The organism is Pseudomonas sp. L5B5 (genome assembly GCF_020520285.1).
Taxonomy (GTDB): Bacteria; Pseudomonadota; Gammaproteobacteria; order Pseudomonadales; family Pseudomonadaceae; genus Aquipseudomonas.
Genome location: NZ_CP084742.1, coordinates 122,060 through 148,133 on the forward strand (window position 1 = coordinate 122,060; position 26,074 = coordinate 148,133).

The 26,074-nt window shown below is 64.8% G+C and carries 25 protein-coding genes and 1 tRNA gene; 16 read left to right on the forward strand and 10 right to left on the reverse strand.

Going from position 1 to position 26,074, the window contains the following annotated elements; all coding sequences use genetic code 11:
- Positions 1 to 5 precede the first annotated feature (5 nt).
- The 8 genes from LGQ10_RS00445 to LGQ10_RS00480 form a co-directional block, all read right to left on the reverse strand.
- Entirely contained in the window at positions 6 to 1,397 is a 1,392-nt protein-coding gene (locus LGQ10_RS00445; protein ID WP_226524302.1) for a GntP family permease, read from the reverse strand.
- 321 nt (positions 1,398 to 1,718) lie between these two features.
- Complete coding sequence (locus LGQ10_RS00450; protein ID WP_058437015.1) at positions 1,719 to 3,137, reverse strand: sigma-54 interaction domain-containing protein; 1,419 nt, start codon at positions 3,135 to 3,137, stop codon at positions 1,719 to 1,721.
- Positions 3,138 to 3,354: 217 nt separating this feature from the next.
- The gene (locus LGQ10_RS00455; RefSeq protein ID WP_226524303.1) at positions 3,355 to 4,929 is read right to left on the reverse strand and encodes an ABC transporter ATP-binding protein; all 1,575 of its coding nucleotides are present in this window, start codon (positions 4,927 to 4,929) and stop codon (positions 3,355 to 3,357) included.
- Between the two features lie 17 nt (positions 4,930 to 4,946).
- Positions 4,947 to 5,969 carry an ABC transporter permease gene (locus LGQ10_RS00460; RefSeq protein WP_058437665.1) on the reverse strand — a complete coding sequence of 341 codons (1,023 nt, stop codon included), beginning with the start codon at positions 5,967 to 5,969 and terminating at the stop codon, positions 4,947 to 4,949.
- Complete coding sequence (locus LGQ10_RS00465) at positions 5,969 to 7,030, reverse strand: microcin C ABC transporter permease YejB (protein ID WP_226524304.1); 1,062 nt, start codon at positions 7,028 to 7,030, stop codon at positions 5,969 to 5,971. Before LGQ10_RS00465 ends, LGQ10_RS00460 begins: the two co-directional genes overlap by 1 nt.
- The gene (locus LGQ10_RS00470) at positions 7,030 to 8,892 is read right to left on the reverse strand and encodes an extracellular solute-binding protein (RefSeq protein ID WP_226524305.1); all 1,863 of its coding nucleotides are present in this window, start codon (positions 8,890 to 8,892) and stop codon (positions 7,030 to 7,032) included. Before LGQ10_RS00470 ends, LGQ10_RS00465 begins: the two co-directional genes overlap by 1 nt.
- Positions 8,893 to 9,043: 151 nt before the next feature.
- A complete protein-coding gene (locus tag LGQ10_RS00475) occupies positions 9,044 to 9,325 on the reverse strand; it encodes a peptidylprolyl isomerase (protein ID WP_226524306.1) in 282 nt (93 codons plus the stop codon).
- Positions 9,326 to 9,487: 162 nt separating this feature from the next.
- On the reverse strand, positions 9,488 to 10,567 hold the full coding sequence (locus LGQ10_RS00480; protein ID WP_226524307.1) for a 3-deoxy-7-phosphoheptulonate synthase: 1,080 nt from the start codon (positions 10,565 to 10,567) through the stop codon (positions 9,488 to 9,490).
- Between the two features lie 650 nt (positions 10,568 to 11,217).
- Here LGQ10_RS00480 and LGQ10_RS00485 point away from each other — a divergent pair.
- On the forward strand, positions 11,218 to 11,973 hold the full coding sequence (locus LGQ10_RS00485) for a carbon-nitrogen hydrolase family protein (RefSeq protein WP_226524308.1): 756 nt from the start codon (positions 11,218 to 11,220) through the stop codon (positions 11,971 to 11,973).
- The gene (locus LGQ10_RS00490) at positions 11,970 to 12,434 is read left to right on the forward strand and encodes a GNAT family N-acetyltransferase (protein WP_226524309.1); all 465 of its coding nucleotides are present in this window, start codon (positions 11,970 to 11,972) and stop codon (positions 12,432 to 12,434) included. Before LGQ10_RS00485 ends, LGQ10_RS00490 begins: the two co-directional genes overlap by 4 nt.
- Before the next feature lie 12 nt (positions 12,435 to 12,446).
- Here the strand turns inward: LGQ10_RS00490 and LGQ10_RS00495 are convergent, their stop codons facing one another.
- On the reverse strand, positions 12,447 to 12,677 hold the full coding sequence (locus tag LGQ10_RS00495; RefSeq protein ID WP_058434995.1) for a DNA-binding protein: 231 nt from the start codon (positions 12,675 to 12,677) through the stop codon (positions 12,447 to 12,449).
- An 82-nt stretch (positions 12,678 to 12,759) separates the two neighbouring features.
- Between LGQ10_RS00495 and LGQ10_RS00500 the strand changes: the two genes are divergently transcribed.
- The 7 genes from LGQ10_RS00500 (at position 12,760) to LGQ10_RS00530 (ending at position 18,281) form a co-directional block, all read left to right on the forward strand.
- Positions 12,760 to 13,125 (forward strand): helix-turn-helix domain-containing protein, encoded by a 366-nt coding sequence (locus LGQ10_RS00500; RefSeq protein WP_226524310.1) that lies wholly within the window; start codon positions 12,760 to 12,762, stop codon positions 13,123 to 13,125.
- 146 nt (positions 13,126 to 13,271) lie between these two features.
- Entirely contained in the window at positions 13,272 to 13,913 is a 642-nt protein-coding gene (gene uvrY, locus LGQ10_RS00505; protein WP_031320037.1) for a UvrY/SirA/GacA family response regulator transcription factor, read from the forward strand.
- 3 nt (positions 13,914 to 13,916) lie between these two features.
- On the forward strand, positions 13,917 to 15,740 hold the full coding sequence (uvrC, locus tag LGQ10_RS00510) for an excinuclease ABC subunit UvrC (protein WP_058434994.1): 1,824 nt from the start codon (positions 13,917 to 13,919) through the stop codon (positions 15,738 to 15,740).
- Positions 15,741 to 15,772: 32 nt separating this feature from the next.
- On the forward strand, positions 15,773 to 16,333 hold the full coding sequence (gene pgsA, locus LGQ10_RS00515; protein ID WP_226524311.1) for a CDP-diacylglycerol--glycerol-3-phosphate 3-phosphatidyltransferase: 561 nt from the start codon (positions 15,773 to 15,775) through the stop codon (positions 16,331 to 16,333).
- Positions 16,334 to 16,398: 65 nt separating this feature from the next.
- A tRNA-Gly gene (locus tag LGQ10_RS00520) sits at positions 16,399 to 16,474 on the forward strand.
- Between the two features lie 203 nt (positions 16,475 to 16,677).
- Entirely contained in the window at positions 16,678 to 17,556 is an 879-nt protein-coding gene (hchA, locus tag LGQ10_RS00525; RefSeq protein ID WP_058436603.1) for a glyoxalase III HchA, read from the forward strand.
- Positions 17,553 to 18,281, forward strand: a complete 729-nt coding sequence (locus LGQ10_RS00530; protein ID WP_226524312.1) for a PA1136 family autoinducer-binding transcriptional regulator — start codon at positions 17,553 to 17,555, stop codon at positions 18,279 to 18,281. Before hchA ends, LGQ10_RS00530 begins: the two co-directional genes overlap by 4 nt.
- Positions 18,282 to 18,307: 26 nt before the next feature.
- On the opposite strand, the gene LGQ10_RS00535 is transcribed toward LGQ10_RS00530, so the two are convergent.
- Positions 18,308 to 19,294 carry an NAD(P)H-quinone oxidoreductase gene (locus LGQ10_RS00535; protein ID WP_226526067.1) on the reverse strand — a complete coding sequence of 329 codons (987 nt, stop codon included), beginning with the start codon at positions 19,292 to 19,294 and terminating at the stop codon, positions 18,308 to 18,310.
- A gap of 163 nt (positions 19,295 to 19,457) precedes the next feature.
- On the opposite strand from LGQ10_RS00535, the gene LGQ10_RS00540 reads away from it, so the two are divergent.
- The 7 genes from LGQ10_RS00540 to LGQ10_RS00570 all read left to right on the forward strand — a co-directional run bounded on the left by LGQ10_RS00540 (position 19,458) and on the right by LGQ10_RS00570 (position 26,027).
- Positions 19,458 to 20,354, forward strand: a complete 897-nt coding sequence (locus LGQ10_RS00540; RefSeq protein ID WP_226524313.1) for a LysR family transcriptional regulator — start codon at positions 19,458 to 19,460, stop codon at positions 20,352 to 20,354.
- A gap of 96 nt (positions 20,355 to 20,450) precedes the next feature.
- Positions 20,451 to 21,512: a glycosyltransferase gene (locus LGQ10_RS00545; protein ID WP_226524314.1), complete on the forward strand. Its 1,062-nt coding sequence runs from the start codon at positions 20,451 to 20,453 to the stop codon at positions 21,510 to 21,512.
- A gap of 43 nt (positions 21,513 to 21,555) precedes the next feature.
- Positions 21,556 to 22,581, forward strand: coding sequence for a hypothetical protein (locus LGQ10_RS00550; RefSeq protein WP_226524315.1), 1,026 nt, complete (start codon positions 21,556 to 21,558; stop codon positions 22,579 to 22,581).
- Complete coding sequence (locus LGQ10_RS00555) at positions 22,578 to 23,312, forward strand: diiron oxygenase (RefSeq protein ID WP_226524316.1); 735 nt, start codon at positions 22,578 to 22,580, stop codon at positions 23,310 to 23,312. Before LGQ10_RS00550 ends, LGQ10_RS00555 begins: the two co-directional genes overlap by 4 nt.
- Complete coding sequence (locus LGQ10_RS00560; protein ID WP_226524317.1) at positions 23,309 to 24,400, forward strand: hypothetical protein; 1,092 nt, start codon at positions 23,309 to 23,311, stop codon at positions 24,398 to 24,400. The genes LGQ10_RS00555 and LGQ10_RS00560 overlap by 4 nt, the downstream gene beginning before the upstream one ends.
- A gap of 51 nt (positions 24,401 to 24,451) precedes the next feature.
- Complete coding sequence (locus tag LGQ10_RS00565; RefSeq protein ID WP_226524318.1) at positions 24,452 to 25,075, forward strand: phosphatase PAP2 family protein; 624 nt, start codon at positions 24,452 to 24,454, stop codon at positions 25,073 to 25,075.
- Complete coding sequence (locus LGQ10_RS00570; protein WP_226524319.1) at positions 25,062 to 26,027, forward strand: fatty acid desaturase family protein; 966 nt, start codon at positions 25,062 to 25,064, stop codon at positions 26,025 to 26,027. Before LGQ10_RS00565 ends, LGQ10_RS00570 begins: the two co-directional genes overlap by 14 nt.
- Positions 26,028 to 26,074: the final 47 nt, after the last annotated feature.

Sequence of the window (26,074 nt, forward strand, 5' to 3'; positions counted from 1 at the left end):
ATACCTCACACGATGCCGGTGGCGTAGAAAGTGGCGATGACGACGAAGACCGCCAGGGTCTTGATCAGGGTAATGCAGAAAATGTCCTTGTAGGCTTCGCGATGGGTCAGCCCGGTGACCGCCAGCAGGGTGATCACCGCGCCGTTGTGGGGCAGGGTGTCCATGCCGCCGCTGGCCATGGCGGCGACCCGATGCAGCACTTCCAGGGGAATGTTGGCAGCGTTGGCCGCACTGATGAAACTCTCGGACATGGCGGCCAGGGCGATGCTCATGCCGCCGGAGGCCGAGCCGGTGATGCCTGCCAGCAGGGTCACGGTAATGGCTTCGTTGACCAGCGGGTTGGGGATGCTCTTGAGCCAGTCCGCCAGTACCAGGAACCCGGGCAGGGAGGCGATCACCGCGCCGAAACCGTATTCCGAGGCCGTGTTCATGGCCGCCAGCAGGGCGCCGCCGACCGCGCTCTTGCTGCCTTCGGCGAGCTTGCTGCGTATGGCGCCGAAGCCACACACCAGGACCATCAGGATGCCCACCAGCAAGGCGGCCTGCACCGCCCAGATGGCGGTGAGCTTGGCGATCTCGGTGGTCACCGGTGCGGCCATGCCTGGCAGGGCCAGGCTGTGGGTCTTGCCATACCACTGGGGGATCCAGTGGGTGAACAGCAGGTTCATGACCCCCACCAACAACAGGGGCGACAGGGCCACCCAGGGGTTGGGCAGCTTGAGGTCGGCGGCGGTTTCCGGTTCGTTGCGCAGGTCGCTGCCGTAGCCTTCACCGGCCTTCTGTGCCTTGCTGCGCTGACGCTGGAGGAACAGCATGCCGGCGCAGAACACGAACAGGGTGCCGATCAGTCCCAGCCAGGGCGCGGCCCAGGCGGTGGTGTTGAAGAAGGTGCTGGGAATGATGTTCTGGATCTGCGGGGTACCGGGCAGGGCGTCCATGGTGAAGGAGAACGCGCCCAGGGCGATGGTCGCCGGGATCAGCCGCTTGGGAATCTGGCTCTGGCGAAACATCTCGGCGGCGAACGGGTAGACCGCGAACACCACGACGAACAGCGACACGCCGCCGTAGGTCAGCAGGGCGCAGACCAGCACGATCACCAGCATGGCCTGGCGGGTGCCCAGCAGGCGAATGGCGGCGGCGACGATGGAGCGCGAGAACCCCGACAGCTCGATCAGCTTGCCGAATACCGCGCCCAGCAGGAACACGGGAAAGTACAGCTTGATGAAACCGACCATCTTTTCCATGAACACCCCGGTGAAGGCAGGCGCTACGGCGGACGGGTCGGTGAGCAAGACGGCGCCGAGGGCGGCAATGGGGGCAAACAGGATGACGCTGTAGCCACGATAGGCGGCCAGCATCAGCAGCGCCAGGGCTGCCAGGGCAATGATCACACTCATGGTGTGTCTCTCCAGGATTGTTATTTTTGTCGGGTGTTGCGTGTAGAGGGGGTTATAGCGAGAACTGTGCCATCTATATAAGTTATTGAAATATAATAGTATTTTTATGCTTTCCGGTGACGGCGCAGGAAAAAGTCTCTGATCGGAGACGGTGTGGCGAGGGAGCTTGCTCCCGCTGGAGTGCGTAGCGCTCCCCCGGTTCGGTCACCGGGTTGTATCAGAAGTACCACGATGTCAGGGTTTTGGGCCGCGGGGCGGCCCAGCGGGAGCAAGCTCCCTCGCCACAAAAGCAGCTGTCTCTAGATCGGGATGCATGTCTCTTTATTGAGACTCTGCAATGCCCAGCGCCGCCATCTTCTTGTACAAAGTCGAACGCCCCAGCCCCAGGCGCCGGGCCGCTTCGTCCACCTTGCCGGCGCATTGCGCCAGGGTGGCGTTGATCAATTGCCGGTCGAACTGCTCACGGGCGGCGGCGAAGGTCTGGGCCGGTTGCTGTTCGACCAGAGCAGGGGCCGCATCCCGCGACAGCGGGCTGAAGTTGCCGATAGCCGCACGAATATCCTCGGCGCCGAGCAGCAGGTCGTCGCTGAGCAACGCCGCGCGCTCCAGCACATTGCGCAGTTCGCGGATATTCCCTGGCCAGGCGTGGCGGCCCAGCAGCGCCAGGGCCTCGGGTGCCAGCTCATGCTGGCTGCGCAGCTCTTCGAGAATCCCCTCGCTCAGGGCTGGCAGGTCGTCCAGGCGTTCGCGCAGGGCCGGCACCTGGATCGGCAGCACATTGAGGCGGTAATACAGGTCGGCGCGGAATTCGCCGCGCTTGATCGCCGCCTCCAGGTCGGTGGAGGTAGCGGCGATGATCCGTACGTCGCTGTGGATCACCTCGTTGGAGCCCACCGGCTCGAATTCCTTTTCCTGCAGCACCCGCAGCAGCTTGCTCTGCAGCGGCAACGGCATGTCGCCGATCTCGTCGAGGAACAAGGTGCCGCCCTGGGCGATCTGCAACTTGCCGGCGCGGCCCTTGCGGTCGGCACCGGTGAAGGCCCCGGGGGCGGTGCCGAAGAACTCCGCTTCCAGCAGGGCGTCGGGGATTGCCGCGCTGTTGATGCTGACGAACGGTTTGTGGGCCCGGGGCGAGGCGGCGTGGATGGCCTGGGCCAGCAGTTCCTTGCCGGTGCCGGTCTCGCCTTGCAGCAACACCGGTGACTCGGCGCTGGCGCCGCGCCGGGCACGACGCTTGACCTCCAGGCTGGCGGTACTGGTGCCGATGAAATGGGCGAAGTTGTACTTGGTTTGCCGGGCCCGCAGCAACGAGCGGGTGGAGGCCAGTTCTTCCTGCATGCTCAGGTAGCGCTTGAGCATGGGCGAAAGGCTGCGCAACTCGTCGAACAGGGCGAAACCAATGGCGCCGATCACCAGGCCCGCGGCGTCGTGGATGGGCAGGCGCATCACCACCAGCGGCTCCTTGGGGGTGTCCTGCATGTCCAGCAGGATCGGTCGGCCGGTGCGCACCACCTCGCGCAGCAGGCTGCCGGGGATCACGCTTTCGCAGGGTTTGCCGATGGCGAACGAGGCCGATTCCAGGCCAAAGCGCCGGGCATAACGCTCGTTCATCCAGACGATATTGGCGTCACGATCGACGATCACCGTGCCTTCGCTGGACTGCTCGATGATCTCGAACAGCGAGCGGATCGCCAGTTGGCGCACGCGCTGGTAGTCCTTGAGGTTTTCGCTGTCGTTCATTGGCTGGAGTCCTGGGGCTGGCGGCGCCGATTATGCCGACAATCCCCTCCCGGGCGCGACCAGGGAAGGGGTGGCTGGGGATTGCCGGAAGGTCCTGCGGACCTTGGCGCAGCCTCGCAGCCTCGGCAGCGGCGACAGGATTGCGGCGGTCCATGGCCTCGTGTAGCCGCTGCCGCAGGCTGCGCATGGGCGCGTAGCGGCCAGGAACGCCGGAGGTTCAGCCGGGTTGGGCGGCGGCCAGCAGTTCCCGGGTGTAGGGGTGCTGTGGGGCTTCGAATACCTGGTGGCTGACGCCGCTTTCCACCACCTGGCCGTCCTTGATCACGATCATGTCGTGGGCCAGGGCACGGACCACCGCCAGGTCGTGGCTGATGAACAGGTAGGTCAGGCCGTACTTTTCCTGGAGCTGGCGCAGCAGGGTCACTACCTGTTTCTGCACGGTACGGTCCAGCGCCGAGGTGGGTTCGTCCAACAGGATCAGCGCCGGCTTGAGCACCAGGGCCCGGGCGATGGCGATGCGCTGGCGCTGGCCACCGGAGAACTCGTGGGGATAACGATGGCGACTGCCCGGGTCAAGGCCGACTTCCTCCAGGGCACGGATCACTTGTTCGTCGCACTGGCGGGCATCGTACTGGCTGTGCACTTCCAGCCCCTCGCTGATGATCTGCGCCACTGACATGCGCGGGCTGAGGCTTCCGAAGGGGTCCTGGAACACCACCTGCATCTGTTTGCGCCAGGGCCGCAGCTGTTTCTGGTTGAGCCCGTCCAGGGCCTGGCCCTGGAAGCGGATGCCACCCCGGGAGTCCAGCAGCCGCAGGATCGCCTGGCCCAGGGTCGACTTGCCCGAGCCGGATTCGCCGACGATGCCCAGGGTCTTGCCTTGCTGCACGCTGAGGCTGATGCCGTCCACCGCGCGCAGGTACTGCTTGCGCCGCAGCAGGCCGCCGCCGACCTGGAACTCGACGCAGAGGTTGTCCACCTCCAGTACGGTGTCGCGGGTGTCGCGACACAGCGCCAGGCCCTCGGGCTCGGCGTGCAGCAGTTCGCAGCTGTACGGGTGCTGCGGGGCGTTGAACAGGGTTTCGCAGTCGGCCTGCTCGACGATTTCCCCGGCCTGCATCACGCATACCCGCTGGGCGATGCGCCGCACCAGGTTGAGGTCGTGGCTGATCAGCAGCAATGACATGCCCAGGCGCTGTTGCAGGGATTTGAGCAGCAGCAGGATCTTGCGCTGCACGGTCACGTCCAGGGCCGTGGTGGGTTCGTCGGCGATCAGCAGTTCCGGCTCGCAGGCCAGGGCCATGGCGATCATCACCCGCTGGCGTTGGCCACCGGAGAGCTGGTGCGGATACGCCTTGAGCCGTTCCCGGGGCTTCTGGATGCCCACCAGTTCCAGCAGTTCGAGGATCCGCGCCTGGGCTTCCTTGCCCCCCAGCCCCCGGTGCAGCAGCAGGGTTTCGCCGATCTGCTTCTCGATGCTGTGCAGCGGGTTGAGGGAGGTCATGGGCTCCTGGAAGATCATGGCGATGCGATTGCCCCGCAGTTTTTGCAGGGTGGCGCTGTCGGCCCCGATCAGTTCCTGGCCACGGTAGCGCACGCTGCCGCGACTGCTGCAGCCGGTCTGGGGCAGTAGCTGCAGGATCGAGTGGGCCGTCACCGACTTGCCCGAGCCGGACTCGCCCACCAGCGCCAGGCACTCGCCGGGACGGATGTCCAGGCTCAGGTCGCGAACCACCGAGTGGCCACCGAAGGCGACATTGAGTTGGCGGATTTCGATCAGGTTTTCAGTCATTTCCGGCGTCCGCTTCATCAGGATCGTGGATCAAAGGCATCGCGCAGGGCCTCGCCGATGAACACCAGCAGCGAGAGGATCAGCGCCAGGGTGAAAAAGGCCGTCAGCCCCAGCCAGGGCGCCTGCAGGTTCTGCTTGCCCTGGCCGATCAGCTCGCCCAGGGAGGCGCTGCCGGCGGGCATGCCGAAGCCGAGGAAGTCCAGGGCGGTGAGGGTCGAGATGGCGCCGGTGAGGATGAACGGCAGGTAGCTCAGGGTGGCGTTCATCGCATTGGGCAGGATGTGCCGCAGGATCACCTTGCGGTCGCTCAAGCCCAGGGCCCGGGCGGCCTTGACGTACTCCAGGTTGCGCCCGCGCAGGAACTCGGCGCGGACCACGTCCACCAGGGCCAGCCAGGAAAACAGCGCCATGATTCCCAGCAGCCACCAGAAGTTTGGCTCGACGAACCCCGACAGGATGATCAGCAGGTACAGCACCGGCAGCCCCGACCAGACTTCCAGCAGCCGTTGGCCCAAGAGGTCGACCCAGCCGCCGTAGTAGCCTTGCAAGGCCCCGGCGCCGATGCCGACCAGGGCGCTGATGGCGGTCAAGGCCAGGGCGAACAGGATCGACACCCGGGCACCATAGATGACCCGCGCCAGGACATCGCGCGCCTGGTCGTCGGTGCCCAGCCAGTTGACTGCAGTGGGCGGGCTGGGGGCAGGGCGGCTCAGGTCGTAGTTGGGGGTGTCCTCGCTGAAGGGGATCGGCGGGAACAGCAGCCAGCCGCCGTCCTTGCGGATCAGCTGTTGCACGTAGTCGCTGCGATAGTCGGCTTGGAACGGCAGCTGGCCACCGAACTGCTGCTCGGTGTAGCGCTTGAACACCGGGAAGTACAAGGAGCTTTGGTAGCTGACCACCAGCGGCTTGTCATTGGCGATCAGCTCGCCGCCCAGGGTCAGGATGAACAGGCCGATGAACAGCCACAGCGACCACCAGCCGCGGCGGTTCTGCTTGAAACGGTCCAGGCGTCGGCGTCCCAGCGGGGAGAGCTTGAACATCAGGCGTTCCTCGCGGCGAAGTCGATGCGCGGGTCGACCAGGGTGTAGCACAGGTCGCCGATGAGTTTTATCAAGAGGCCGAACAGGGTGAAGATGAACAGCGAGCCGAACACCACCGGGTAGTCACGGGATACGGCGGCTTCGTAGCTCATGCGCCCCAGGCCGTCGAGGGAGAAGATCACCTCGATCAGCAGGGAGCCGGCGAAGAACACGCTGATGAAGGCTTGGGGAATCCCCGAGACCACCAGCAGCATGGCGTTGCGAAACACATGGCCATACAGGACCCGGCGTTCGCTCAGGCCCTTGGCCCGGGCGGTGACCACGTACTGGCGGGTGATCTCGTTGAGAAAGGAGTTCTTGGTCAGGATGGTCAGGGTGGCGAACCCGCCGATCACCAGGGAGGTCACCGGCAGCACCAGGTGCCAGAAGTAGTCGGCGACCTTGCCCAGGGTGCTCAGCTGGTCGAAATCGTCGGAGACCAGGCCGCGCACCGGGAACCAGTTCAGCGAGGTGCCGCCGGCGAACAGCACGATCAGGAACATGGCGAACAGGAAGGCGGGCATGGCGTAGCCGATGATGATCGCGGTGCTGCTCCAGATGTCGAAATGGCTGCCATGGCGCACCGCCTTGCGAATCCCTAAGGGGATCGACACAAGGTAGGTGATCAGGGTCGCCCACAGGCCCAGGGAGATGGTCACCGGCATCTTTTCCAGGATCAGGTCGGTGACCGTGGCGCCGCGGAAGAAGCTCTTGCCGAAGTCCAGTTGGGCGTAGCTCTTGAGCATCAGCCACAGGCGTTCATGGGCCGGCTTGTCGAAACCGTACTGCTTCTCGATGTCCTGGATCAGCTTGGGGTCCAGGCCGCGGCTGGCTCGCGAGCCGCTGCTGCTCATGGCATCGGCAGACCCGCCGACGCCTGCGCCACCGATGCCTTGCAGGCGGGCGATGGCCTGTTCCACCGGTCCTCCGGGGGCGGCCTGGACGATGACGAAGTTCACCAGGAGGATGATCAGCAGGGTCGGGATGATCAGCAGCAGGCGCCGCAGGATATAGGCCGGCATCAGCGACGCCCTCCGGGTTTGCCACGGCGCGCCAGCTCGGCGGCCATCTGTTCATTGGTCAGGGGGCTGGGGCTGACTTCCCACCAGGTCTCGATGGCCTCGTCGTTGCTGGCTGCCACCTTGGGCCGGCCGAAGCGGTTCCACCAGACGGTGGAGGTGCCGGGCGGGTAGTAGTTGGCGATCCAGTAGTAGTTCCATTGCAGCACCCGGTCCAGGGCATGGGCGTAGCGCAGCATCTCCGGCTGGCTGGTGGCCCTGACCAGGCCGTTGACCAGGGTGTCCACCGCCGGGTTCTTGAGCACCATGAGGTTGTTCGAGCCCGGGTCGTTGGCTGCGGCCGAGCCGAAGTAGTTGTACAGCTCCAGCCCCGGCGAAGTGGTCACCGGGTAGCCGGTGACGATCATGTCGTAGTCCCGGGCCATCAGGCGATTGACGTACTGCGCGGAGTCGATGCGGCGGATGTTCAGGGTGATGCCGATCTGCGCCAGGTTGCGCTTGTAGGGCAGCAGCAGGCGTTCGATGGAGCCCTGGGTGATCAGGAAAGTGAACGCCAGGGGCTCGCCCTGGGCATTCACCAGCTTGTCGCCCTCGGGCTTCCAGCCGGCCTGTTCCAGCAGGGCCAGGGCCTGCAGCTGCTTGTCGCGCAGGACGCCGCTGCCATCGGTCTTCGGCGCTTCGAACACCTGGGTGAAGACTTCATCGGGAATCTGCCCGCGCAGGGGTTCGAGGATCGTCAGTTCCTCGGCGTCCGGCAGGCTGCGGGCCGCCAGCGGCGTATTGGAGAAGAAGCTCTGCTGGCGGATGTAAAGGTTGCGCATCATCTGCCGGTTGCTCCATTCGAAGTCCCAGAGCATGGCCAGGGCCTGCCGGGTGCGGCGGTCCTGGAACATCGGGCGGTCGAGGTTGAACACATAGCCCTGGGCCGGTTGTGGTGCCGATTGCGCCAGGTGGGCCTTTTGCAGGCGGCCGTCGTTCAGCGCCGGGCTGTCGTAGCCGATGGAGTAGCCGGTGGCGGAGAATTCGCGGTTGTAGTCGTAAGCCCCGCCGCGCAGCACCTGTCGGGCAACGTCGATGTCGCCGAAGTACTCGACACTGAAGTGATCGAAGTTGTACAGGCCGCGACTGACTGGCAGGTCCTTGCCCCACCAGTCGGGGTTGCGGATGAAGGTGATGCTGTTGCCCGAATCCACCTTGCCCACGCGATAGGGGCCGCTGCCCAGGGGCGCTTCATAGCCGCCGCCGTTGGCGAAGTCGCGACTCTTCCACCAGTGCTCGGGAAACACCGGCAGGGTCGCGATATCCAGGGGCAGGGTACGGTTCTCGTTGCTCTTGAAGTCGAAGCGAATGATCCGTGGCGATTCCACGGTGACGCCGCTGACATCGGCGAACTGGGTGCGGTAGCGAATGCTGCCCTGGGTCATCAGCAGGTCGTAGCTGTAGCGCACGTCTTCGGCGGTGATGGGCGTGCCGTCGGCGAAGCGCGCCTTGGGATTGAGGTAGAAGCGCAGCCACAGGCCGTCGTCGGCGCGTTCCATCTTCTCGGCCACCAGGCCGTAGACGGTATAGGGTTCGTCCAGCGAGCGCTGGGCCAGGGGGGCGTACACCAGGCCATCGAGCTGGGATACGCCGATGCCCTTGTCGATATAGGGCAGTACATGGTCGAAGCGGCCGATCTCGATGGCCGAGCGGCGCAGGGTCCCGCCTTTGGGGGCCAGGGGGTCGACGTAGTCGAAGTGGCTGAAGCCCTGGGAATACCGGGCCGGTTCGCCGTAGACCGTCATGGCGTGTTGCGGTGCGGCCTGGGCACCCATGGCGCCCAGCAGAAGGGTGGTGAGCAGTACGGAGGGGAAAAGCAGTCGCATTGTCAGCCTTACGAGCCGGGGGAACGATGACCACGATTTGTACGCTAGCGCTGCGTGACTGGCCAGCCACGCTCGTAGTGCACGTACAACTTTCATAAAGGCAACGGCCCACCGAGAGGCGGGCCGTTGGAGAGACTCGATCGCGAGAGGATCAGTCCTGGCGGCTGGTGACTTCCAGCAGGTGGTAGCCGAACTGGGTCTTCACCGGGCCCTGGACCACGTTGACCGGGGCGCTGAAGACCACGGTATCGAATTCCTTGACCATCTGGCCTGGTCCGAAAGAACCCAGGTTGCCGCCGTCGCGGCTGGACGGGCAGGTGGAGTTGTTTTTTGCGACTTCGGCGAAGTCGGCGCCGGCTTCGATTTCGGCTTTGAGTTCGTTGCACTTGGCTTCGCTGGCAACCAGGATGTGACGGGCAGTGGCTTTGGCCATGGGAATTGCTCCTTTCAAGAAAGTGCAGAGCCTACCGGATTCAGGTGGCCATTTCTCGTCAAAGTTCCTTCAAGCCGTTGCTGTTGCGACTGTCGGCGTGGTGCTGCCGGGCACCCGCCCGCCGCCGCTGGCACAGTGTGCGACAGTGGCGGCGGGCGGTACTCAGGCACTGGCGGCCTGTGCTCGCAGTTGCCGGGCGGCGTTGCCCAGCAGCTGCTCGGTGGTGTCCCAGCCCAGGCAACCGTCGGTTACCGACACGCCGTAGCGCAGGTTGGCGCTCAGGGGTTGGCAGCCTTCGAACAGATGGCTTTCGAGCATCACGCCGATCAGCGAGGTGTCACCCTGCAGGCGTTGCTCCAGCACCTCGTTGAACACGGCCGGCTGGCGCGCCGGGTCCTTGCCGCTGTTGGCGTGGCTGCAGTCGACCATGATGCGTGCCGGGATATTCAGTTTATGCAGGTCGTGCTGGACCTGGGCCACGCTCTGGCGGTCGTAGTTCGGTCCGCGGTGGCCGCCGCGCAGCACCAGGTGGGTGTCGGGATTGCCCGGAGTCTGGATGATCGCCGGATGGCCCTGGCTGTCGACGCCGAAGTGGCGGTGCGGGTGGGCCGCGGAGCGCATGGCGTCGCAGGCGATGGCGACACCGCCGTCGGTGCCGTTCTTGAAGCCTACGGGCATCTCCAGGCCACTGGCCATCTCCCGGTGGATCTGCGATTCGGTGGTACGTGCACCGATGGCGACCCAGCTCAAGAGATCGTCGAAGTAGCCGGCGGCCATGGGTTGCAGTAGCTCGGTGGCGATCGGCAGGCCCAGGCGCAGCATCTCGCGCATCAGTTCCCGGGACAGGGCCAGGCCACCGGCCATGTCGTCGCTGCCATCCAGGTGCGGATCGTAGGCCAGGCCTTTCCAGCCGACGGTGGTGCGGGGCTTTTCCACGTAGGCGCGCATCACCAGCAACATCTGGTCGCTCACTTCAGCGGACAGGCGCGCCAGGTTGGCGGCGTATTCCAGGGCTGATTGCGGGTCGTGGATGGAGCAGGGGCCGACTACTACCAGCAAGCGCTGGTCGCGACCTTCGAGGATGGCGCGCACCGCCTGGCGGTGGGCGATGACTTGCTTGCTCAGGGCCGTGGACAGGGGCAGGTGCTGCTTGAGTTCCAGGGAGCTGGGCAGGCGCTGGGTCAGGGTTTCATTGGCGCTGACGTGGGCGGACAGGGGCAGAGCGGATACGGACGAGTTCATGTGCGGTCTTCCTGGGCGGGCGGCGGGTTTGTGCCCCGCGCGCGGCCCTACTGGGGTGTTCGACAATTGGCCGTACTGGCCATGAGTGTGCAATTGCCACCAGTAGGTGACCGATCGGAGGCGGCAGGCTGTCCCGAGCGGAGGCTGCTAAATCGCCAGGCGCAAAACATGTCGTGACGGTAATAGGTGGCGTAGTTCATGGTGCAATCCTCGGTAAGTTCGGTGTGTCGCTGAAAGTTGTGGTTGAAAACGCAGTGCCGGAAAAAACAAAACCCCCGGTCGGGAGGCCGACCGGGGGTTTAGATTTCTCTGGTGGGCGACCCGTTTACATGGGCGCCGGTTGGGTATCAGGCGCGCCAGTGGCTAAACCAATACCCAAAATAAAAGTTCGCCACAGCGCCGCCGTTGACCCGGGCAGCCGCAACCGAACGCAGTGCGCTGGCGGTGTGGGGATGCAGGGAAAGGGTCTGGGACAGCATGGGGTTTCTCCGTGAAGTGCAGCGAGCTTACTAGAGGCTGGGGCGGCGATTCAATCAGTAATTTCAATGACGCTTGGGAGCCTGGACCATGGATAAAGCCGCGCAGGGTTTTGTGCGACACTCGCCATACTCGCTTGCCTGCCTCCATGCCCTGCCCAGGAAGGACCACCCATGACCCTGCTGACCCTTGCCGCCGCCCAGTCGGTGGCCATTGCTGGCGATTTGCCGGCCAACCTCGCCGGGCACCAGCGCCTGATGCAGCTGGCGGCGGCCCAAGGTGTGCAGTTGCTGGTGTTTCCAGAGCTGTCGCTGACCGGCTACGAACCACAGCTGGCGGCCAAGCTGGCGCTGGCTCCGGATTCGCCCGTGCTGCAACCCTTGCGTGATCTGGCTCGTGAGCTGGGGATTACGGCCGTGGTTGGAGTGCCGATGCGCCTGAATGAAGCGGGCCCCGTGTCGATCGGTGCGCTGGTGCTGGGAGCCGACGGTTCGTTGGCGGTCTACAGCAAACAGCACCTGCATCCTGGGGAGGAGCACTATTTTGTCGCAGGCAATGGGGGTGCACCCTGGTCCTGTGCAGAGCACACAGTCGCGCTGGCGGTCTGTGCGGACTTCTGTCACGCCAGTCATGTACAGGCAGCGGCAGATGCAGGAGCTGGCATCTATGCCGCTGGCGTACTGATCAGCGAAGGCGGATACGCCGCCGATAGCGCGCTGCTGCAGGGATACGCCCGCGAGCATGGGCTGCTGGTGCTGATGGCCAACCATGGCGGGCCCAGTGGCGGTTGGACCTGTGCCGGGCGCAGTGCGGCCTGGGGCCCTGGAGGGGAGTTGCTGGCGGCGGTAGAGGGGCCCGGTGAAGCGCTGCTGGTGGTTCGCGGTGATGCCGCGCATTGGCAGGCTGAAGTGCTGTCGGTCGGGCGATGAGCGGGTTCCAGTTGCGTCCGGCCACCGAGTCGGACCTGGCGTTTGCCCGGGAGCTGACCCGTTCCACCATGCTGCGTTATTACATTCGCCATGATCTGTTATGGCTCGACGAGGCCTTCGATGTGGCCTGGGCGGGACGTGAAAACCTGCTGATCTGCCAGGGTGGCGAGGTGCTGGGCTTCGTCAGCCTGAGCCGTGATCTGCGGGCGCTCTACATCCGCGAGTTGCATGTACTGCAAGCCTGGCGCGGGCAGGGTGCCGGAACCTGGGCCTTGGGGCAGGTGCTGGAGATGGCGCGGCAGGAACGTCGGGGGCTGTTGCGCTTGACCGTGTTCAAGGGCAACCCGGCACAGCGCTTGTATGAACGTGTGGGGCTGCAGGTGGTAGGGGCCGATGAATGCTTCTGGCGAATGGAACGCACGACGGCGGCAGGAAATGGCGCGTCGGCCAGGGGCGAATAGAAAGGGAAGGGGTCAGCCCAGGGCGGGATCTGCTGCGGGCATTTCATCGAGGATGATGCCGTCCTTCATTCCCAGCAACACCGCAACCTTGTGTGCTTCCCCTCGCTTGCCTTTCTTGCGGCCCGCCAATACCTGATAGGTGGTGGCCGGATCAACGCCGTGTTCGCGTGCGAACTGTTGAACCGATTTTCCTTGGTGTTCCAGCCAGGCCTTGGCTTGTGCGGCAGTGCGGATACCGGGCATAGTTCAAAACCGTTCAATTTTGTTCAAAGCTTGAAGAGTATAACACCCTCTTGGGGTGTATCTGATGGGATCATACATCCAAATGAGTGGAATCGGTTCGCGGTTGAGGCAGGAGCGAGAACGCCTTGGACTGTCGCAAAAAGTTTTTGGTGAAATCGGCGGGGTGGAAGCCAACGCCCAGGGTAAATACGAAAATGGCGATCGGGCACCCAAGGCGGACTACCTGTCCCGGGTGGCCGCCAGGGGAGTGGACGTACTGTATGTGCTGACCGGCAGCCGGACGCCGATCCAGGTCGGTCAGTTGAGCCGAACCGAGGAAAAGGTGCTTGACTGCTATCGGGCGCTGTTCAAGGGAGATCAGGATGCAATCTGCCGGTTGACGGCCACCCTGGCCGAGTTGTCGCAGGCCCAGGCCCCCAGGAAAAAGCCCCAGGCCGCCGAGCCCTGAGGCCAGAGGGCTACGTCGAGGCGAGCCCTGCCGCCACTCTGATTCTGTGGCGAAGTGTTTTTAATAGCGCTTGTGATTAGGTTTGTACGGCGCTTTTTTGCTAAGGTGTCCGGCAACCTGTAAAGACCATTTCGCGAGGTGTCTGCTTGATTAGGGTGCTAGTAGTCGATGACCACGATCTCGTTCGTACGGGCATTACACGAATGCTGGCTGACATCGATGGCCTGCAAGTAGTCGGGCAGGCGGAGTCGGGAGAGGAATCCCTGCTCAAGGCGCGGGAGTTGAAACCCGACGTGGTCCTGATGGACGTCAAGATGCCAGGGATCGGTGGGCTTGAAGCCACACGCAAGTTGCTGCGCAGTCATCCGGACATCAAGGTCGTGGCGGTGACTGTCTGCGAGGAAGATCCCTTTCCTACCCGATTGCTGCAAGCGGGTGCGGCGGGTTATCTCACCAAGGGCGCGGGCCTCAACGAAATGGTCCAGGCCATTCGCCTGGTCTTCGCCGGCCAGCGCTACATCAGCCCGCAGATCGCCCAGCAGTTGGTATTCAAATCGTTCCAGCCCTCCAGTGAATCGCCGTTCGACGCCTTGTCGGAACGGGAGATCCAGATTGCGCTGATGATTGTCGGCTGCCAGAAGGTACAGATCATCTCCGACAAGCTGTGCCTGTCGCCGAAAACCGTGAACACCTACCGTTATCGGATTTTCGAGAAGCTCTCGATCAGCAGCGATGTCGAGTTGACGCTGTTGGCGGTTCGCCACGGCATGGTCGATGCCAGCCTCTGAACAATGACCGACCTGTTTGATCCCAGCGCCTTTCTTTCTACCTGCAGTGGCCGCCCCGGTGTGTATCGCATGTTCGACAGCGATGCGCGCCTGCTCTACGTCGGTAAAGCCAAGAACCTGAAGAACCGCCTGTCCAGCTACTTCCGCAAGACCGGCCAGGCACCCAAGACCGCTGCCCTGGTGGCGCGGATCGCCCAGATCGAGACCACCATCACCGCCAACGAGACCGAGGCGCTGCTGCTGGAGCAGACCCTGATCAAGGAGTGGCGGCCGCCGTACAACATCCTCCTGCGCGACGACAAGTCCTACCCTTATGTCTTCCTGTCCGATGGCGCCTTTCCACGCTTCAGCATCCATCGCGGCGCGAAGAAGCAGAAGGGCAAGTATTTCGGCCCCTATCCCAGTGCCGGTGCCATTCGCGAAAGCCTGAGCCTGTTGCAGAAGACCTTCCTGGTCCGCCAGTGCGAGGACAGCTATTACAAGAACCGCACCCGACCTTGCCTGCAGTACCAGATCAAGCGCTGCAAGGGGCCCTGTGTGGGGTTGGTGGAGCCCGAGGTCTACGCCGAGGACGTGCGCCACTCGGTGATGTTCCTGGAGGGGCGCAGCAATGCCCTGACCGACGAGCTGTCCAGCGCCATGGAAGCCGCCGCCAGTACCCTGGACTTCGAGAAGGCCGCCGAACTGCGCGACCAGATCAGCCTGCTGCGCCGGGTCCAGGACCAGCAGAGCATGGAAGGCGGGACTGGCGACGTCGATGTGCTGGCGGCTTTCGTCAACCCGGGCGGCGCCTGCGTGCACCTGATCAGCGTACGTGGCGGGCGCGTGCTGGGCAGCAAGAACTTTTTCCCCCAGGTGGGCATCGAGGAAGACGTGGCGCAAGTCATGCTGGCGTTCCTGGGGCAGTATTTCGTCAGCAGCCCGGAACGCGACCTGCCGACCGAGTTGATCGTCAACGTGACCCACGAAGACTTCCCGATCCTGATCGCCGCCATCGACGAGTTGCGCGGTCGTGAACTGACCATCAGCCACAGGGTCCGAGGCACCCGGGCGCGTTGGCAGCAACTGGCGGTGACCAATGCCGAGCAGGCCCTGAGTGCGCGCCTGGCGAATCGTCAGCATGTGGCCGCGCGTTTCGAGGCCCTGGCCGAGGTCCTGAACCTGGACGAACCTCCGCAGCGCCTCGAGTGCTACGACATCAGCCATTCCAGCGGCGAGGCCACCGTGGCTTCCTGCGTGGTGTTCGGGCCCGAAGGGCCGCTGAAGTCCGACTACCGCCGCTACAATATCGAGGGCGTCACCGCCGGCGATGATTACGCGGCCATGCACCAGGCCCTGACCCGACGCTTCAGCAAGCTCAAGGACGGCGAGGGCAAGCTGCCGGATATCCTCCTGGTGGACGGCGGCAAGGGCCAGTTGTCCATGGCTCGCGATGTGCTCAATGAACTGGCGGTGCCGGACCTGATTCTCCTCGGCGTGGCCAAGGGCACGACCCGCAAGGCCGGTTTCGAAACGCTGTACCTCAATGACGCGGCCCACGAATTCACCCTCAAGGGGGACTCGCCCGCATTGCACCTGATCCAGCAGATTCGCGATGAGGCCCACCGCTTCGCGATCACCGGCCACCGTGCCCGGCGCGGCAAGACCCGGCGTACCTCGACCCTGGAAGGGGTTGCGGGGGTCGGTCCGACGCGCCGGCGAGACCTGCTCAAGCACTTTGGTGGATTGCAGGAATTGTCCCGTGCCAGCATCGATGAGATCGCCAAGGCACCGGGAATCAGTAAAAAGCTCGCAGAGTTGATTTATGCAAACCTGCACAGCGAGTAGAATGCCCAATCACCTCGTAGCCAGTTGTGCCGATGAATATCCCTAATCTGATCACCGTTCTACGCGTCCTGCTCATCCCGATCTTCATATTGCTGTTCTACATGCCTTACAGCTGGAGCTACATGGCGGCCAGCTCGGTATTTGCCTTTGCGGCCGCTACCGATTGGCTGGATGGGTATCTTGCACGACGTCTGCAACAGAGCACGCCGTTCGGCGCGTTTCTCGATCCCGTGGCCGACAAGCTGATGGTGGCGGTAGCCCTGGTGCTGCTGGTCCAGGAGCACGGCAACCTGTGGCTGACCCTGCCGGCGGCGGTGATCATCGGGCGCGAGATCGTGGTCTCGGCCTTGCGCGAGTGGATGGCCGAAATCGGCGCCCGGGCGCAGGTGGCCGTGTCCAACATGGGCAAATGGAAAACCGCAGCGCAGATGCTCGCGCTGGTGATCCTGCTGGCCAACCCCTCGGACTTCAGCTTCTGGGTGCTGCTGGGCTACGCCTTGCTGCTGGTGGCGGCCGGCCTGACCCTGTGGTCGATGCTGCAGTACCTGCGAGCTGCCTGGCCGCACCTGAAAATCGATGGTGAAAAAAAATAAGTATTTTTGAATCAAGGGGTTGACGTGCATTCTGATTTCTATAGAATGCGCAACACCAAGACGATGCGGGAATAGCTCAGTTGGTAGAGCACGACCTTGCCAAGGTCGGGGTCGCGAGTTCGAGTCTCGTTTCCCGCTCCAAATTCGAAAAAGCCACTCAATCGAGTGGCTTTTTTTATGCCTGAGATTTGTGCTCGCGTCGAAGGGGCAGGGAGCCATCGAGCTGGGCGGTGCGCCCTGGGTTCCAGCCGGCTGAACCACTCCGATTGAGGGAAAACCCTCATTGCTGCTGTTGCGTTTTCCTACAATGATGATGGAAATCGTCCAGCACAATGGAGCAAGCCATGAGCCATACCCCCACTGACGACAAACGCCCGACGCCGGATCCCGCCGAGGATAACGCGTTTTTCCCCTCGCCCTATTCGTTGAGCCAATTCACCTCCGCCCATTCCGACCTCAGTGGTGCCGACTACCAGCGGCCCTACACCGGTGGCCGCTGGAAGGTGCTGGTGATCGGTGCGGACGAGCGTTACCTGCTGACCGACAACGGCAGTATGTTCTCCACCGGCAATCATCCGGTGGAAACCCTGCTGCCCATGTACCACCTGGACAAGGCCGGGTTCGGTTTTGACATCGCCACCTTGTCGGGCAACCCGGTCAAGTTCGAGTTCTGGGCCATGCCCTCTGAGGATGTGGAAGTCAAAGGCCTGTATGCCAAGTACCGCGATCAGTTCAAGCAGCCGCTGAAGCTGGCCGAGGTCCTCGACAAGGCGCTGGGCGAGGATTCGGACTACATCGGGGTGTTCATCCCCGGTGGCCATGGCGCGCTGATTGGCCTGCCCGAAAGTGCCGAGGTGAAAAAGCTGCTGCAATGGGCCATGGCCAACGACAAGTTCGTCATCTCCTTGTGTCATGGCCCCGCGGCACTGCTGGCGGCCGGGCTCGGTGAAACCAGGGACAGCTGCCTGTTCAACGGCTACCGGATCTGCGCATTCCCCGATGCTCTGGATGCCAAGACGCCCGACATTGGCTACATGCCCGGCCACCTGACCTGGAAGTTCGGCGAGCAGTTGACCGCCCTGGGCATCGAGATCCTCAATCAGGACATTTCCGGCGCGGTGCACCAGGATCGCAAGCTGCTCACGGGCGACAGTCCGCTGGCCGGCAACGCCCTGGGCAAGCTGGCCGCCACGGCGTTGCTGCAAGCGGTGACGGCCGGGTGACGCCGACCCCCGCTGAAGCCGCCCTGCACGCTGTCCTGGAGCTGGAGCGCGCCACGGCGCTGCCCTCGATCCAGGCGGTCGTGCGGGGCCTGGCCGGGCCTTTGGGGTATGACCGTTTCGTGCTGTTTTCCGCCTCGTCGGCCAGGGACGAAGTGGTCGAGCGCATCTACTGGGTCGAAGGCGACTGGCTGGGCGAGGGCCAGGCGGTCGATGCCGCCACCTACGTGCAACGCTGCCCGGTCACCCGGCATATCCTCGAGGCGCGCGAGCCGTTCTTCTGGACCAAGATCGCAGACCGCTACCGTGTGGTTCGCCGGCCCCAGGGCAATGGCCCCCACGGTTTGCAGGTGCCGGTGTTCGGGCCCCTGGGCCTGGAGGGCGCCATGAGCCTGGGAGGCGAGCGGATCGACAGCAGCCCCAGGGCACGGCTGATGCTGGGAAGTGTTGCCAGCGCGGCGTTTCTTGCGGCGCGCCGGTTACTGGACGTGGCTGCCAGCGACCAGCCCAGGCAGCTGTCCGAGCGTGAACGCGAAGTGCTGGCCTGGACCGCCGCGGGCAAGCGCCAGGCCGATATCGCCGTGACGCTGGGATTATCCGGGCGCACCGTGGAAAACCACCTGCGGGCGGCGCGTCGGCGCCTGGGCGCCAGCACCACCGCGCAAGCCATCAAGGTGGCGGTGCGCAACGGCGAATTGGACGCCGTGCCCGGACTCCAGGAGCCGTAGCCAGGTTGCCGGCCAGGGCACCGGGCCTAGTGGGCCACGGTCAGCACCACCTTGCCGATGTGCTGGCCGGACTCCATCAGGGCGTGGGCCTGGGCGGCGTCTTCCAGGTCGAAGGTCCTGAAGATCAGTGGCTTGACGGCGCCGCTCTGGACATGCGGCCAGACCCGGGACTCAAGGTCGGCGATGATCCCGGCCTTGTCGTCAGGGCTGCGCGAACGCAGGGTCGAACCCATGTGGGTGAGACGCTTGACCAGCATCGGGAACAGGTCGACCTGGGTCGCCGGGCCCTTGGCTACGCCGATCTGCACGATCCTGGCGTTCATCGCCGCGGCCTGGAAATTGCGCGCCACATAGTCCCCGGCAATGATGTCGACGATGACGTCCACCCCACGCTGGTCGGTTCCGAGCATGACCTGTTCGACGAAGTCCTGCTGGTGGTAATTGATGGCGACGTCGGCTCCCAGTGCCAGGCTCGCCGCCTGCTGCTGCGGGTTACCGACCGTGGTGAAGATCTTCGAGGCGCCAAGGGCCCTGGCCAGCATGGTCGCCGTGGTGCCGATGCCGGAAGCGCCGCCATGGATCAGCAACGACTCGCCGGCCTTGAACTGACCACGCTGGAACAGGTTGACCCAGACGGTCATGAAGGTCTCGGGCAGTGCGGCCGCTTCGACCATCGACAGGCCGCTGGGCAGCGGTATAGTCGTGCGCTCATCGGCGACGGCGTATTGCGCATAACCGCCACCGGTGACCAGTGCGATCACCGGATCGCCCACCGCGAAGCGCGTCACTTCGCTGCCCAGGGCGGCGATTTGCCCGGCAATCTCCAGGCCCGGAATGTCCGAAGCGCCCGCGGGCGGGTCGTAGAGTCCCTTGCGCTGCAGCAGGTCGGGGCCGTTGACGCCGGCGGCGTGAACCCGGATCAGCACGTCCCGTGGACCCGGTTCGGGTACGGGCCTGGGTGTGGGTTGCAATACGTGTGGATCACCCGGCCGGGTAATCTCGATGACAGTCATTTGCGCGTCTGGCGCACCAGGGGAATGGTTCATGGATAGGTCCTGAGAAAGTGGGTGCCAGCCGTTCGGGCTGGGGTGGGCAAAGGTTACGCAAGCGGGCTGGTGCCGGCGCGCGGCGATTTTGCGAAGCTGTGTTGCAACGATTCTTCATGGGGAAATCTGAATGAACTGGGATGATGCGCGGGTACTGCTGGCCCTTGGGCGTGAGCTGACCTTGCGCCGTGCCGCGCGGGTGCTGCGGGTGGACCAGGCCACGGTAGGGCGACGTATCGCGGCCATGGAGACGGACCTGGGATCGACGCTGTTCCTGCGCACGCCAGCCGGCTATCAACTGACCAGCGTCGGTGAGATGGCCTTCGAAATGGCCGGGAAAATGGAGCAGGCAGCGCTGGAGCTGACCCGGCGTACGCGGGGGATGGATAACGAGCTGGCCGGTGAGGTGCGGATCTCCACCACCGACTCCCTGGCCTGTGACTTCGTGATTCCGGCGCTCAAGGCACTGCACCTTGCACATCCCGATATCAGCATCGTCCTCAACAGCACCTCCGAAGTGGTCAACTTGTCGCGGCGCGAAACCGATGTCGCCATCAGGAACCAGCGTCCGGACAACCCGGACCTGATCCTGCGCAAGCTGGCGCAATGGCCGATGGGCCTGTTCGCCGCCCGGGAGTACCTGGAGCGCCATGGCGTGCCCGAGCCGGGCACCGGCTTCAAGGGCCATGACCTGGTCATGTACGAGCCGTACTGGCGGGATCGGCCGCAGCCGACCTTGCTGGATGAGCCGATGGACCAGGCGCGGGTGGTGATGGCCGTGAATTCCAGCCTGATGGTCCGACGCTCGATCGCCCAGGGCCTGGGCATCAGCGAGATACCCATCGAGATGGGGCTGCGCGACGGCCTCGAGCGAATCTGGCCGTCGCGCACCGCCAGCAAGCCTTATGAAGTGTGGATGGTCACTCACAAGGACCTGCGGCACACCGCGCGGCTGCGCCGGGTGATGGATCACTTGGCGACGTCCTTTGCCGAGACCTCTGGGCCAGCGAATCCGGCGTTTGAATAATGCCGGGAATAATGCTGTGATTGCGCCCCTGACGCTCTGCGAGCCTGCGTTTTTTAGAGATTGATCGAAATGGACAGCCAACAAACGACAACCCGGATGTCGCCACTGCCCCTCGGCGCAGGCCTGGGCCCGGACCTGCAAACGGTCGCAGGCGATACCGCGCTGGTGCTGGAGACCAACAATCTGCGCGGTGGCAAGGATGCCGCGCAGGCACTGGACAGCCTCAAGCACCTGGTGGCCCGGCTTGCCCGCCAGAGCGTCTCGCCGCAGTCGCTTGCCCAGTGGGTCATCACCCATGACGGCCTCGATCAGCAGGCTCGGGAAGCGCTGTGCGCACTGGCCGGGCGGGCACTGGACTTCGTGCTGATCGATAGCCGCGCCGGTTACTACGACGCCAAGAATGCCGGTTTCGACGGGGTCGACCAGGCGCGCTGTCGGTATGTGGTCTTCGCCGACGCCGATTGCATTCCCGCCAGCCACTGGCTGGAGCAACTGCTTGTGCCCTTCACCCGGCCGGATGCACCGCTGGCCGTCGCCGGGCGCACCAGCTACGCACCGGGTGTCGTTGGCAGCGCGCTGACCACCATCGATTTCATGTATTTCCCCAGCCCGCTTGGTACCGGTGCAACCCGCAACTTCTATGCGAACAACGTGGCCTTTCGCTGTGACACTTTCGAGCAATATCGCTACGAACCGCTCGACGGTGTCTACCGGGCGCATTGCCAGGTCATGGGCCTGCGCCTGCAGGCGGCGGGGGTGACGGTGCACTATGTGCCTGCGGCCCACACCGAGCATCGGCTGCCCGACAGCCATGGCGAAGTCCTCAAGCTGCGCTGGTTGCGCGGCGGTGACAGTGTCGACCTGACCCCCTACCTGGTACGTGCCTACATGCCGGGCTGGTTGCAATGGCTCGGGCGCAGCGGACCGATCGGCCCACTGTGCGTGATGTTCGGGCGCCTGGGCTACAGCCTGCGCGCGCTCAACCATCAGGACCTGCCAAGGCTGCATGGCCTGCGGCGGCTTGGCGCGATGCTGGCGATACTCGGCATCTCGTCCCTCGACACTGCCGGTGCGCTGGTGCGGGGCCTTGGATTGAACATTGGCCGTGCCAGTGCACGACAGAGCGAAGCACTGTCCTATCATCGCCACCTGGATTGATCCGCGTCGCGCCTCTTCCCGGGCGCCCCTACAGGAAGTTCCCATGAACAAGAATCCCCTGGCCGCATTCGGCTACTGCGTGGTGTGCCTGGCATGGCTTACGTGCGTCGGCCCGGCCAGCGCCGCCCCCACCGAAGTGAACGGGCGTGCCGTGTTCCATTTCGTCTCCGACAGTGGCTGCGCTACCGTTCCGGATGGCCCCGAGCAGGACTGCAATCGCCTGGCCCTGGACGTGGCGGACGCGCGCGCGAGCATCGACCCCCAGGCCCGCACCATCGTGTTTGGCGTCGATGCCAATTTCGCGGGCAAGCATGTGATCGGTGACGTGCTGCTGCACGGCAGCGGCATTGCCAGCGACGGTCAGCGGGTGCCCCTGAGCCTGCAGGTACTGGTGCGGCGTTCGGGCAAGACCTGGAAGTCCGACACCTATGTGCATGCACCGGTGCGCGGCACCTTCCGTGACATCGCTCTGGACACTTACAAGATCAGCGTTCGCCAAGGCGCTGACGAGCACGTGCTGTTCAATGCCGAGCAGGCGCGCAAGGTACTGGCGCGGCCATCGATTGCCGCACGGGTCGCCAGTTATTTGGTGGTGGTGCGCCCCAGTGACGCGCAAAACCCGGCCGCCGACGACATCACCATTGGCCTGGGGGTGGGGCGGGTGTCGAAGTCGCTGATGCGCGCCCGATTCAGTTCCAAGCAACCGGCCAGCATGCCGCTGGACCAGGTGCTGGAGCAGGGCACCTGGAACCTCGACTTGCAGGCCCTGAGCGGCCAGATTCCACTGTGGGTGGTCCAGCGCCAACTGTTCGTCTTCGGCCTTGAGGACAGCCCGTTGCTCAAGGACGTGCGCCAGCGTGGCTTGAACAAGCGCGACAGCCTGGAGCTGGGCGCGGTCAATGGCAAAGGTTACCTGCGCTACAACGGCCAGGAGCAGAGCTTTCCCGGTGCGGCTGCCAGCGGTACGGCCTTCATGCGCGACAGTTTTATCGGCCTGATCCTGGCCTGGCACCGTACTTCGCCAGTGGTTTCGGCCCCGAGCGCCACCGCCGTGCAGTCCGCGCAATGAGTGCAGGGCAAGCGGTTGCCGGCGCGCCGGATTTCAGTTGCCTGAGCATGGCCCAGCCCCGGGGGCTGGCAGCCGTGCAGGCGCGGTTGGTGGATCGCATCAAGCGTGTCGCGCTGCTGCGCCTGCACCGCAGTGCGCGCGGGGAGCGCTTGCTGTTGCGCATGTACCTGGCCGGGGAAGATGCCACCGAACGTGCATTGCTGGACGAGCTGCTGCCGCAATCGCCGCCCTGGCTCGAGCGCCAGGTCGAGCAGCACCTGGCCGATGAGCAGCGTCATGTGACGCTGTTTGCCGAGGCCTTGCGCGAGCTGGGTGACGAGGGCGTGACACGTCTGGAGCCGGACTGGCTCAGCCGGCGCAAGATCCTGCGCTGGCAACGCCTGGCCCATCGCTACGCGGCTCATTTCGAGCATGGCCTGCTGGTGCCGGCCTATGCCACCGGACTGTGCGCCGAGCAGATGGCCGAGCGGGTGCTGAGCCGGCACTGTTCGGTGCTGGATGCCGGGCATGGGTTGTACCCGCTGCTGTCGCGGGTGCTGGCCGACGAAAGAGCCCATGTACGCCTGTGCGAAAACACCCTGCGACGCCTCGTGGCGCCCCATGAAGCGGGCCACCTGGCACGCTTGCTCAAGGATATTCGCCGTGTCGATGCGAGTTTTGGCGTGACTGGCGCGCTGGCGATGTATGGCGCCGGCTGGTGGCTGGGTAGCTGGGGCAACGCGGGTCGATGAGTGCACGGATTCTCTACCTGGCGACCGCCGACGCTCGCGGCCACCTGATGCGCGCACAGCTGCTGGTGCATGCCCTGCGCGCAGCCGGAGCCCACGTCGAGGTGCTGACCACGTCAGAGCAGGGGCAGGACTTTCTGCAACGCTTCGGCATCACGGCGCCGATTCTTTCACGGCACTATGCGGTGCAGTTCGACAGCCAGCAGAACATGCTGCGCCAGGCCACCAATCGCAATGTCGCCCACTACCTGTTCCGCCCCGGGCGGATGCTGCGCGATATCCTCCAACTGCGGCGCCGGCTGCGCAGCGCGGACCTGGTGATCAACGACTCCTTCCACCCGGCCTTGCTCTACATGGGCATGTTGCCGGGCTGGCGGCGCAAGGTGGTGCACGTGTACGGGGCGAGCCTCAAGGTGGCGCTGCTGAACAATTTCGCCGGCATGTGGCCTCGGCAGTTCGGACGCTTGTTCGGCTGGATCGTCGGGCGCCAGATCGATGCCGCGCGGGCCCGCATCGAACACGATTTTGCCTACGAAGTCGACGACACCCAGGCCCCGGCGCTGTACCGCCTGCCGACCCCGGTGGCCCTGGCCGAGGCGTTGCCGGGAGCGCTCGCGGTGGGCGCCGCGGTGTACCTCAATCCGCACTTCAGCGAGCCCGGGCTGGCCGATGCCCTGGAGGCCGGCCTGGATGATGCGGGCCTGGATCGACACCTGGTGGGCGAGGGCTATGCCGGGCGCAACGGCTGGCTCGGGGTGGACCCGCACTGGGCCAGCCGCGCTGCCCGGGCGCAGTTGCTGGTGTCGGCACCGGGCATGGCGGCGCTGTCCATCGCCCGGGTCTACCAGCGGCCGATCATCCTGGTGGTGAGCGACCAGCCGGAGCAGGCCAGCAATGCCGCCCGGGCCCGTCAGTTGCAGTTGCTGCACCGGGTGGTGACCTGGCGCGGTGATGTTGCCGACTTCCGCCGGCAGGTGGCCGAGGCGGCGCAGCAATTGAGCGCGGCGGCGCCAGCGCCCGACGCGACATTGGGCAACCAGCGGGCCCAGGCACGGATCGATGCCTGGGTCAGCCGCTTGCTCGGCTTGTGAGGGCGCCGCCTTGAGTCGTCACACCTCCATGCCGGCGTCAGGCCAACAGCCATGAGCGCCTCCTTGCAGCGCCTGATCGCTGCCGCCAACCTTCGCCAGGCACTGGTTGCGGCGCTCGCTCTGCTGCTGGGGCTGGGCGCGTTCATTGGCCTGCAGCGCCTGGTCACGCCGCGCTACAACTGGGTCACGCCACTGGATGAGCTGATTCCCTTCATCGCCCAGTCCTGGTTCGTCTATGTGCTGTTCTTTCCCTTTGTGCTGCTGGCGGCAGCCTATGCCAGCCAAGAGGGCTTCAGGGCCTTGCGCAATGCCACAGGCATGGCCTTCACCGTTGGGCTGCTGTGCTTCTGGTTGTTCCCCGAATATGTGCCGAGGCCGGATATCGCCGCCCTCGACCATGGCTTCCTGCAGCAGCGGCTGGGTCGGATGTGGCAGCTGGACCTGGCCTGCAACGGCTTCCCCAGTCTGCATGTGGTCGTGACCTGCCTGGCCTGTCGCGCGCTCTGGTGGCGTCCCTGCAAAGTGCTGACCGCTGTCATCGGCCTGCTGATTGGCCTCTCGACCCTGACCCTTAAGCAGCACTCGCTGGCGGATGTGGCCGGCGGCCTGCTGCTGGCCCTGGCGTGTGCCCTGGCCACCCAACGACAAGGAAGCAATGCTCGTGTCCCAGCCTGAACCCCGTGCCGGCAAGAATCGGGCCCTGCATGCCTTTGCGCCCGACGCCGGGCTGTTCGTGCTCAAGCCCTGGATCGGTTGCCTGGCACTGCTGGCCGACTGGGGACTGATCGCCGTGGCGTTCGCCTGCGCCGCAATCTGGCCGCACCCCATCACCTACGTGCTGGCGGCACTGCTGGTTGCCCGCAGCCAGTTGGCGCTGGCGGTGCTGATGCACGAGAGTGCCCACGGCCTGCTGCTGCGCGGGCAGAAAGCCAACGACCTGCTCGGCCAGTGGCTGGCCGCCGGTCCGCTGTTCCTGTCCCTGAGGACGTACCGCGCCGGCCATCTCAAGCATCATCTGCAGCCGATGGAGCATGACGACCCGGTGGTGGCGGTCTTCGGCCTGGGGGACTACCCCTTGCCCCGGGGCAAGTTGGCCCTGCGCCTGCTGGCGGACCTGTGCGGGGTCGGCTACTTCATCAGCGCCGCGAGGTTCGCCCGGGGCGACTACCGGGCGATCATGCCCAGGGTCGACAAGTCGCGCAGGCAGGTGCTGGAGGAGTTGTGCTCAATGCTGGTCAGCAACGGCGCGCTGTTCGGCCTGCTGGCCTGGAGCGGCCATCCCTGGCTGTACCTCGGGTTGTGGTTGCTGCCGGCGATTACCCTGCTGCCCTTGCTGGGGCGGGTGCGGGCCATCATGGAGCATGCCGGCCTGCCGGTTGATGCCGATCAGAGCCGTAACGCCCGCAGCATCGTGCGCCCGAACTGGCAGACGTTCCTGTTCGGCCCCCACGCCATCCACTATCACATCGAGCATCACCTCTATGTGCGCGTGCCGTTCTACCAGTTGGGTGGGCTGCACCGGCAACTCGCCGCCGCGCAGTTGCTGGCGCAGGGCAACCTCTACCGGGGGTATGTCGGAGTACTGCGGGATATCAGCGACCCGGACTGGAAGTCGCCGGCGCACTGAGGCAAGGAGGGTGTGGCCCGCCGTGCACGGCGGGCCAGCAAGGACGA

Coding starts and splice junctions, on each gene's coding strand:
- LGQ10_RS00445 (WP_226524302.1), bottom strand. CDS start 1,397: ATGAGTGTGATCATTGCCCTGGCAGCCCTGGCGCTGCTGATGCTGGCC.
- LGQ10_RS00450 (WP_058437015.1), bottom strand. CDS start 3,137: ATGAACGACAGCGAAAACCTCAAGGACTACCAGCGCGTGCGCCAACTG.
- LGQ10_RS00455 (WP_226524303.1), bottom strand. CDS start 4,929: ATGACTGAAAACCTGATCGAAATCCGCCAACTCAATGTCGCCTTCGGT.
- LGQ10_RS00460 (WP_058437665.1), bottom strand. CDS start 5,969: ATGTTCAAGCTCTCCCCGCTGGGACGCCGACGCCTGGACCGTTTCAAG.
- LGQ10_RS00465 (WP_226524304.1), bottom strand. CDS start 7,030: ATGCCGGCCTATATCCTGCGGCGCCTGCTGCTGATCATCCCGACCCTG.
- LGQ10_RS00470 (WP_226524305.1), bottom strand. CDS start 8,892: ATGCGACTGCTTTTCCCCTCCGTACTGCTCACCACCCTTCTGCTGGGC.
- LGQ10_RS00475 (WP_226524306.1), bottom strand. CDS start 9,325: ATGGCCAAAGCCACTGCCCGTCACATCCTGGTTGCCAGCGAAGCCAAG.
- LGQ10_RS00480 (WP_226524307.1), bottom strand. CDS start 10,567: ATGAACTCGTCCGTATCCGCTCTGCCCCTGTCCGCCCACGTCAGCGCC.
- LGQ10_RS00485 (WP_226524308.1), top strand. CDS start 11,218: ATGACCCTGCTGACCCTTGCCGCCGCCCAGTCGGTGGCCATTGCTGGC.
- LGQ10_RS00490 (WP_226524309.1), top strand. CDS start 11,970: ATGAGCGGGTTCCAGTTGCGTCCGGCCACCGAGTCGGACCTGGCGTTT.
- LGQ10_RS00495 (WP_058434995.1), bottom strand. CDS start 12,677: ATGCCCGGTATCCGCACTGCCGCACAAGCCAAGGCCTGGCTGGAACAC.
- LGQ10_RS00500 (WP_226524310.1), top strand. CDS start 12,760: ATGAGTGGAATCGGTTCGCGGTTGAGGCAGGAGCGAGAACGCCTTGGA.
- uvrC (WP_058434994.1), top strand. CDS start 13,917: ATGACCGACCTGTTTGATCCCAGCGCCTTTCTTTCTACCTGCAGTGGC.
- pgsA (WP_226524311.1), top strand. CDS start 15,773: ATGAATATCCCTAATCTGATCACCGTTCTACGCGTCCTGCTCATCCCG.
- hchA (WP_058436603.1), top strand. CDS start 16,678: ATGAGCCATACCCCCACTGACGACAAACGCCCGACGCCGGATCCCGCC.
- LGQ10_RS00535 (WP_226526067.1), bottom strand. CDS start 19,294: ATGACTGTCATCGAGATTACCCGGCCGGGTGATCCACACGTATTGCAA.
- LGQ10_RS00540 (WP_226524313.1), top strand. CDS start 19,458: ATGAACTGGGATGATGCGCGGGTACTGCTGGCCCTTGGGCGTGAGCTG.
- LGQ10_RS00545 (WP_226524314.1), top strand. CDS start 20,451: ATGTCGCCACTGCCCCTCGGCGCAGGCCTGGGCCCGGACCTGCAAACG.
- LGQ10_RS00550 (WP_226524315.1), top strand. CDS start 21,556: ATGAACAAGAATCCCCTGGCCGCATTCGGCTACTGCGTGGTGTGCCTG.
- LGQ10_RS00555 (WP_226524316.1), top strand. CDS start 22,578: ATGAGTGCAGGGCAAGCGGTTGCCGGCGCGCCGGATTTCAGTTGCCTG.
- LGQ10_RS00560 (WP_226524317.1), top strand. CDS start 23,309: ATGAGTGCACGGATTCTCTACCTGGCGACCGCCGACGCTCGCGGCCAC.
- LGQ10_RS00565 (WP_226524318.1), top strand. CDS start 24,452: ATGAGCGCCTCCTTGCAGCGCCTGATCGCTGCCGCCAACCTTCGCCAG.